1 protein-coding gene is annotated in these 1,038 nt (G+C 62.4%); it reads right to left on the bottom strand.

All coding sequences use genetic code 11. From position 1 onward, the window contains the following. Positions 1-1,038: condensation domain-containing protein (locus tag NP596_RS21540; RefSeq protein WP_256617430.1), on the bottom strand; the 1,038-nt coding region annotated here is incomplete at both ends.

Genomic DNA, 1,038 nt, shown 5'->3' with positions numbered 1-1,038 from the left:
AGGGCCACCCGGCTTTCGGCTTGGACGCCCAGTGCGATCAATCGGTGCGCCAGACGGTTGGCTTGAGTGTCCAGTGCGGCGTAGCTCAGTTGCTGCCCGCCGCAGAGCAAGGCTACGGCGTGCGGTTGCCGTTCGGCCTGGCGCTGGATCAGCTCATGCACTGGGGTGCACTCGTCGTAGCGCTTGGCCCAGACGTTCCAGGCGGACAGTTGCGCTTGTTCGGCGGGGGGCAAGCAGTGCAATTGACCGATGCGTTCGTCGGCTTGCGCGGCCAGCTGGTTTAATAGCAATCTAAAGTGCTCCGCCAAGCCGGCTACCGCTTCGTCGGTGAAAAATTGCCGGTCGTAATCAAACACGACCCGCAACGTATCGCCACTTTGCACCGCCAGCGTCAGCGGATAATTCGTGGTTTCGCTATGCTCGCCGCCGCTGATCCGCAAACCGTCGTCGGCGCGTTGGCGCAAGGCTTCGGACAGCGGATAGTTCTCGAACACCAACAAGCTATCGAACAAGGCTTCCCCCGTCTTGCCCCACCAGCGTTGAATGTCGGCCAGCGGCGTAGCTTCGTGCTCGCGCAAGTTGAGGTTATCCTGCTGCAAGCCCTGTAGCCAGTCGCCAATTCGACAGTCGGCGCGCGGCACCTGAATGATGGGCAGAGTGTTGATGAACAAACCGATCATATCCTCGGCGCCCGGCAAATCAGCAGGCCGGCCGGACACGGTGACGCCGAAGGCTACCGCCTCGCTGCCTGTATAGCGCTGCAGCAACAAGGTCCAGGCGGCCTGCACCAAGGTATTCACGGTCAATTTGTCGGCCTGGGCGATTTGACGTAAGTTCGCGAATTCGTCGCCGTCGATCAGCAGCGGCAACAGGCCGTGACCGCTTTCCTTGACGCCAGCGGCCAGCCCTTCGGCCAGTCGAGTTGGCTCTTCCAGCAGACCGAGTTGTCGCCGCCAATAACCTTCGGCGGCCTGGCTGTCGCGGGCTTGCAGCCAGGCGATGTAATCGCGAAAGCCGGCCACCGGCGCCGGCAGCGCG

This window comes from Methylomonas rivi, assembly GCF_024505165.1.
Classification (GTDB): Bacteria; Pseudomonadota; Gammaproteobacteria; order Methylococcales; family Methylomonadaceae; genus Methylomonas; species Methylomonas rivi.
Note: the sequence above shows the minus strand (reverse complement) of the source record. Positions and strands in the feature narration are given on the sequence as shown.